The organism is Hoeflea sp. BAL378 (genome assembly GCF_000759435.1).
Taxonomy (GTDB): Bacteria; Pseudomonadota; Alphaproteobacteria; order Rhizobiales; family Rhizobiaceae; genus Hoeflea.
Map to the genome: position 1 here is coordinate 1 of NZ_JRJG01000250.1, position 488 is coordinate 488.

At 62.7% G+C, this 488-nt stretch carries 1 protein-coding gene; it reads left to right on the plus strand.

What is annotated here, in order from left to right; genetic code table 11:
• Positions 1–283: 283 nt before the first annotated feature.
• A complete protein-coding gene (locus tag LL06_RS27835; protein ID WP_035533798.1) occupies positions 284–427 on the plus strand; it encodes a hypothetical protein in 144 nt (47 codons plus the stop codon).
• Positions 428–488 lie beyond the last annotated feature (61 nt).

Consider the following 488-nt stretch of genomic DNA (forward strand, 5'->3'; position numbering starts at 1 on the left):
ATCTCCCCCCTTGCGGGGGAGATGTCACGAAGTGACAGAGGGGGGCATCTCTCCCCCGCGCCGGACCGCGAGAGACCCCTCTGCCGGCTGTGAGAGGGTCCGATCCGGGGTGCAGCATGTCGGTGCATGTCGGGGACAGTTTACTTTTACGGCAGCCGGCGACCGGCTGCCGTAAAAGTAAACTGTCCCCGAACTTCCAGGCGCCTCCCAAATACCCTGCCACTCCCGCAGGAACCGTGCTAAGCACCGCGCTCCGATCCGCAGTCATCTCAGGAATTTCCGCATGTCGCGCAACACACTCGCCATCGTCATCGCCATCGTCGCCGTCGGCGCCGCCATCCTCGGCTACATGTACTACCAGGACCAGCAGACCTCCGGCGTCGAGATCAAGATCGGCCAGGACGGCATCAAGATCGAGGGAAACTAGGACGGGCAGGGCACAATGCCCGAGGAATCAATCTCCCCCCTTGCGGGGGAGATGTCACGAA

What these genes read in the sequence shown, in the direction of transcription:
- LL06_RS27835 (WP_035533798.1), top strand. Translation starts at nt 284, where the DNA reads ATGTCGCGCAACACACTCGCCATCGTCATCGCCATCGTCGCCGTCGGC.